We start from the raw sequence: 6,013 nt of genomic DNA, 5'->3' as shown, positions 1-6,013 counted from the left end.
TATTCGGCAGAAAGCGCCAGGAGAGGATCGGGTTGAGAAAGATCGCCACCAGCAGCGCCCCGACCATGGCGAAGATGAAAGTCCAGGCCATCGGCTTGAACATCTTCCCTTCCACCCCCTGCAGCGTCAGTACCGGCAAAAAAACCAGGATGATGATCCCCATGCCGAAGACGATGGGACGCACCACTTCCTTGCTTGAGGCGGCGATACTGGCCAGCCGTTCCTCGCCGGTCAGCGGCCTCCCGAGTTCGAGTTGACGCTGGGTCAGCCGGCGCAGGTTGGCCTCGGTCATCACCACCGAGCCGTCGACCAGGATGCCGAAGTCGATGGCGCCCAGCGAGAGCAGGCTGGCGGCGATGGCCATTTCATGCATGCCGAGCACCGCGAAGAGAACCGCGATGGGGATGGCGGCGGCGACCAGCAGGCCGGCGCGCAGGTTGCCGAGCAGCAGAAAGAGGACGACGATGACCAGGATCGCCCCGGCGATCAGGTTGTGCTTGACCGTGTCGATGACCTGCTCGACCAGCTCGGTGCGGTCGTAGACCGGTTCGATAATCACGTCGGCCGGCAGGGCGCTGCGTACCGCTTCAAGCCGCTCCTTCAGGGCGGTGGTGACGGTACGGCTGTTTTCCCCCATCAGCATGAAGCCGAGGCCGAGCACCACTTCCCCCTTGCCCTGGGCCGAGACGGCGCCGCGCCGCAACTCGTGGCCGATGCGCACTTCGGCGACATCGCGGATACGCACCGGCACCCCCTGGTAGGCGGCGATGACGATGCTGCCGATTTCTGCCGGATTGGCCACCCGGCCGATGCCATGCACCAGCAGGGTCTGGCCGCCGGAGGTGACCTGGCCGCCGCCGACGTTGGCGTTGTTCTCCTGCAGGGTGGTGAAGATATCGTCGAAGGTCAGGTTGTACTTGATCAGCGCTTCGGGGGTGACGATGACGTGATACTGCCGTTCCAGCCCGCCCCAGGAATTGACCTCGGCGACCCCGGCTGCCTTGCGCAGTTCGGGTTTGACCACCCAGTCATGCAGCACCCGCAGCTCATCGAGGGTGCGCTCCGGGTTGTTGGAGCGCAGTACGTAGTGAAAGACCTCGCCGAGGCCGGTGGAGATCGGACCCAGCTCCGGCCGCTCGATCCCCGCGGGGAGCTCAACGCTGGCCAGCCGCTCCATGATCAGCTGGCGCGAATCGTAGATCGGCATGGCGTCGGTGAAGGTCGCGACCACCTGGGAAAGGCCGAATTTTGAGATCGAGCGCACGTTTTCCAGCCCCGGCAGGCCGGAGACCGCCAGTTCCACCGGCAGGGTGAGCTGTTTTTCGATCTCCTCTGGTCCCAGGTTAGGGGCGACGGTGTTGATCTGCACCTGCACCGGGGTGGTGTCGGGAAAGGCGTCGATCGGCAGCCGGGTCAGCGCCCAGACCCCGGTCGCGACGGCCACCGCAAAGAGCAGCACCACCAGCAGGCGGTTTTTCAGAGTTATATCGATCAGACGTTCCAGCATTCAGGAATCTCCATAAAATAAAAAATATTGGCCACGGAGACACAGAGGTACAGAGATGTTTTCTTTTTGAAAACGATAAACTTATGTCCGTGGGGCTGGTTTTTGTGGCTTCTTCCTTCGGGTGACTTGGTAAGTCTCCGATATCTTGAATATTTTAAAGATTTTCTCTGTGTCTCCGTGCCTCTGTGGCCATAACTGCCGTTGATGTTAAGGCAAACGGATGACGCCGCCATCAGTGGTCGGCGCAGGAGGCGCCGAGGCGCGACTTGAGGATTTCCGACTTGAGGGCGAAGCCCTGGCCGCTGACCACTCGGTCATCGGCGGACAGTCCGCTGGTGATGATCACCGATCCGTTATCCCGGCGGCCGGACTCGACCCGGCGCAGTTCGAACAGGTCCCGCTCCAGGGCGACGAAGACGTAGGAGGCGCCGTCGATGATCTGCAGGGCATCGCTTGGGACCGCCAGGGCTTGCCCTTTCAGCTCGTTAACCAGCCGCACCTCGCCGAACAGTCCCCCTTTGAGCAGGCCGCTTTCGTTGGAAATTTCGGCCAGCGCCTTGAGCTGACGGGTTTTTTCGTCGAGGGCCGGGGCGACCCAGAAGACCGTGCCGGCAAAGGAGCGCCCGGGCAGGCCCGAAAAGGTGGCGCTGACCGCGGCGCCGGAATGGACCTCGAGCAGGCGACTTTCCGGGACCGACAGTTCGATCCACAGGGTGTCGAGGTCGGCGATGGTGAAGAGGGCCGCCCCGGCACTGACCGCTTCGCCGGTGACGGCGCTGCGTTCCACCAGGGTGCCGGTGAAGGGGGCGCGGATCGGCAGGGATGAACCGGCCGCCTGCAGGTCCTGGCGGGAAATCCCGTAGTCCAGCAGCTGCTGGCGAAGCTGGGCGACGGCGCTTAGCGCCTGGCTCTGCTCGGCCTCGGCCTGCTGAAACTCCTGCCGCGAACTGATGCCGCGAGCGAGCAGATCCTTTTCTCTCAGGTAAACCTCTTCGGCCAGAGCGCTGCGGCTTTGTGCCGACTGCAGCGAGGCGCGCAGGGAGGCGATCTCCGGGGTGGCGACCTCGGCCAGCACTTGGCCTTGTTTGACCTTGGCGCCGAGTTCGGCGTGCACCTGTTTTACCACGCCCGGAACCAGGGTCGACAGGCGTGCCAGTTTATTGCGGTTAAAGACCACCTGGCCGGGCAGAGGGTTGCCCCGGTCGGTAGCCACCAGCGGGTGGCTGGCGGTGATGCCGACCCGCTCGGCGGCATCCGTCGCGGCCAGCCGGACCTTGAGCCCCTGTCCCGGCTGTAGCCCATCCATCAGCTGGGGCTGGCAGAGTGCGTCCTCGGCTTCGGGGATGCCGTGTTCGGGGCAGTCTCCATCAACATGACCATGATCGTGTCCTTCGTGGTCGTCGTGGTCATCTACTTTGGTCTCGGCGTGGCCGTGCCCGGCATGCTCATCGTGCTCCTCCTCGTCGGCGAACAGATCGTCGAGATCGGCCTTGGCGGGAGCGTGGTCGTGGCCGGCGTGGGGATCGACCTTTTTCTTCTCGACTTTGGCGTGGTCATGTCCCGCATGGGGATCGGTGGCGGCCGTGGCGGCCGGAGTCCCGGCGCCGGTGAAGGCACAGACTCCCAGGGCCAGGGCGAGGATAACCAATGTCGGGACCGCCCAACGGATGTGCTTTAAATATGTCATGACGGAGTGTTCTCCTTGGTTTCGTTTGAGTTGAAGGCCAGGCCGGGAAGCGGCCGACCGAGCAGGCGCTCCAGCTCGGCAACCGCCTGGTGAAAGCCGGCCAGTGCCGCCAGATGTCCCTGGCGCATCTCAATCAGGGTGCGCTGGGCGTCGAGCACGTCGAGCAGGGGAAACTTGCCGGCGCGGTAGCCGTATTCGGCGGCGGCCAGGGCTTCTTCGGCGGCCGGCAGCACCTGGTCCCGGAGTGCCTCAGCCTCTTCGTGGGCGGCGTTCATCTGCTGCCAGGCGGTGGTCAGGGCGGCGCGGGCCTGCAGGGTGGCATTGCGCTGCTCGGCGCGGACCTGGTCGGCGCGGCTGCGGGCGGCGGCCACCGCGCCCTGGTTGCGGTCGAACAGGGGCAGGGGGATGCTCAGGCCGGCGACCAGCGCGTTATCTTCACTGTCGTTGAAGTAACGGATGCCGACCCCCACTTCAAGGTCGGGAATGCGGCGGGATTCCGTAAGGGCGAGGGTCCGCTCCCGCTGCTGCCGTTGGGCGTCCCACTGGGCCAACTGCGGGCTTTGCTCGAGCAGCGGCTCCAGTTCGGTCAGCGGGGGGAGGTGCGGCAGTCGGGTCAGTTCGCCGGCGACTGCAGCGACTTTGAGCTGCCCGCCGAGCAGGGCGGCGAGGCTTTGCCGTTCGGCCGCCAGAGTGTGCGTTTCCCGGGTCCGGGCGATTTCAAGTTCGGCCACCAGGATGCGGGCTCTAAGTTTTTCCGTGGCCGGGGCCTTGCCCGCCTCGATGCGTTCTTCCACCGTGCTCAAGGCCCGCCGGGCCAGGGTGACCAGGTCATCGGCCAGCTGCAGCCGCTGTTGGGCGCTCAGGACGGCAATGAACTGGCGGGTGGTGCGGGCGCGCAGTTCGGTGCGGGTGATTTCGCTGCGACTCTGGGCCAGGGCCGTTTCAGCCTCGGCGGCCCGGCGGCGATGTTCCCGTTTGCCGCCCAGCTCAATGGCCTGGCTCAGCATCAGGGTCGCCTCAGTGGCGTCGGTACCCGAAAATTCGCCGCTGCCGGCCAGATTCTCAAGCTCCAGGTCAAGGACCGGGTTGGGGCGCAGTCCGGCCTGCAGCGCGTCGGCCTCATAGGCGCGAATCTCTGCGGCAGTGGCATCCACTTCGGGGTTGTGCGCCAGGGCCAGAGCCAGGGCACGGTCGAGGGAAAGCGGCGTGCCGACTTCGGTCGCCGACGACATTTCGGCGTGGGCCTGCGGGTTCAGGGCAAATAGACATAGCGCCCAGACGCAGATAAAAAGCATGCGTGGCATGGATGGTGACTCCTGTTACGGATGAATAAGACGTATTTATCCCTGTTTTTGACAGGGGGTTCTTTCAGCGGGAATCGGAGGGGGAGCTTAAGTCAGCAGGACAACGGTCTTAAGTGAAGCGAGGGCCGTGATTGGTGGCAGTAGGGTAAAGCGGGGTGTCGAGGTGTGAAGCAGGGTGCCGGCGAGGGTGCGTACGGTCGGCAGGGGGATGTCCAGAGCCGTGGAGGAGGGCGGCGTCAATTTGGACAGTCGCGAATCCTTGGCCTGGCTGGAAAGCAAGGCGACGTCTTGACAGTTTTGTTCCGGCGTATTCGAATTCAGTCCCGGAAGCCCGGGGTCTTCAGTCTGGTCGTTGTCGGATTCACAGGCGAGCTGGCAGTTGCCGGCCGGGTTGAATTCAACGTGGCTATGACCGCTTTCATCGACGCACCAGACGACAGCACGGGCCAACCCGCTACCGACGAGCAGGTAAGCCAGCACCAGTAGAGCGGCGAAAAAGCGATGCAGACGGATGAAGGGCAAATTGGTCTCCTAATGAAATGTCAACTTCATTTATACCCGAGGGGAGTGGTTCAAGTCAAGGAACGTGGATTGATGCGCCCGAAGAACCTCTGACAGACACTTCGTTTTTAGTCCGAGTCAGACAAAAATGGACTCAAGCTCAGATATTCAAGAGCCACTTGAAACCTCTTTTTTGAGTACCGTTTCCACTACCACGTCAGCATGTAAGGTCCGGTGCACCGGGCACTTCTCGGCAATCTCCAGCAGCTACTGCCGCTGTTCGTCGCTCAGCTCGCCGATCAGTTCCAATTCACGCTCGAAGCGGTCGATCTTGCCGGTCTGGTCTTCGCAGTGCGCGCAGTCTTTGGCGTGGATCTTGGTGTGGCGCAGACGGACCAGGGCGTCCTGCAGCGGCCATTCCTTGCGCCGGGCGTACATCTGCACCGTCATGCTGGTGCAGGCGCCGAGGGCGGCGAGCAGGTAGTCGTAGGGGGAGGGGCCGCGGTTGGTGCCGCCATAGGAAACGGGTTCGTCGGCGACCAGGGCGTGACCATTGACGAACAGGTCGGTGAAAAACCCCTCCGACCCGGTGCGGGCGGTGACCCGGTTGTCGATGATCTCGAGGGGGCTTTCGATCTCCGGGGCCGTGTCGAGGTAGCGGCGGACCCAGGCGGCGATCATCTCGCCGGCGTAGCGGGCGTCTTCCTTGCGGGACAGAAGATGGTCGGCGGGGTCGAGGGAGATGAAGCTCTTCGGGTGACGGGCGGCCTGATAGATTTGGGCGGCGTTGTCGATGCCGACGATCAGGTCGCGTGGCGAGTGCATGACCAGCAGGGCCGATTTGAGTCCGGCGATGGTTTCGCCAGTGGAATGTGTATCCAGATCGTCGAAAAAGGCTTTTGTCAAGGTGTAGGGACTACCGCCGAGTTCGACCCGGGCTTCGCCGTTGGTTTCCGCCTCGCGGGGAGCATCCCCCAGTTGCCGGGTCAGGTGGGCGGGGTCGAAAGGGGCGCC

The 6,013-nt window shown here is 63.8% G+C and carries 5 protein-coding genes; all 5 read right to left on the bottom strand.

Annotated elements, in window-relative coordinates; all coding sequences use genetic code 11:
• Positions 1–1,507: efflux RND transporter permease subunit (locus ABYV89_RS13665; RefSeq protein ID WP_432823497.1), on the bottom strand; the 1,507-nt coding region annotated here is incomplete at its 3' end.
• A gap of 232 nt (positions 1,508–1,739) precedes the next feature.
• Complete coding sequence (locus ABYV89_RS13660) at positions 1,740–3,194, bottom strand: efflux RND transporter periplasmic adaptor subunit (protein WP_432823496.1); 1,455 nt, start codon at positions 3,192–3,194, stop codon at positions 1,740–1,742.
• Positions 3,191–4,498 carry a TolC family protein gene (locus ABYV89_RS13655; protein WP_432823495.1) on the bottom strand — a complete coding sequence of 436 codons (1,308 nt, stop codon included), beginning with the start codon at positions 4,496–4,498 and terminating at the stop codon, positions 3,191–3,193. Before ABYV89_RS13655 ends, ABYV89_RS13660 begins: the two co-directional genes overlap by 4 nt.
• An 87-nt stretch (positions 4,499–4,585) precedes the next feature.
• Positions 4,586–5,020 carry a hypothetical protein gene (locus ABYV89_RS13650; protein WP_432823494.1) on the bottom strand — a complete coding sequence of 145 codons (435 nt, stop codon included), beginning with the start codon at positions 5,018–5,020 and terminating at the stop codon, positions 4,586–4,588.
• A 246-nt stretch (positions 5,021–5,266) separates the two neighbouring features.
• Positions 5,267–6,013 (bottom strand): bifunctional alpha/beta hydrolase/OsmC family protein (locus ABYV89_RS13645; protein ID WP_432823493.1); only part of this gene is annotated, 747 nt, incomplete at its 5' end.

Source organism: Trichloromonas sp. (genome assembly GCF_041583255.1).
Lineage (GTDB): Bacteria > Desulfobacterota > Desulfuromonadia > Desulfuromonadales > Trichloromonadaceae > Trichloromonas.
Note: the sequence above shows the minus strand (reverse complement) of the source record. Positions and strands in the feature narration are given on the sequence as shown.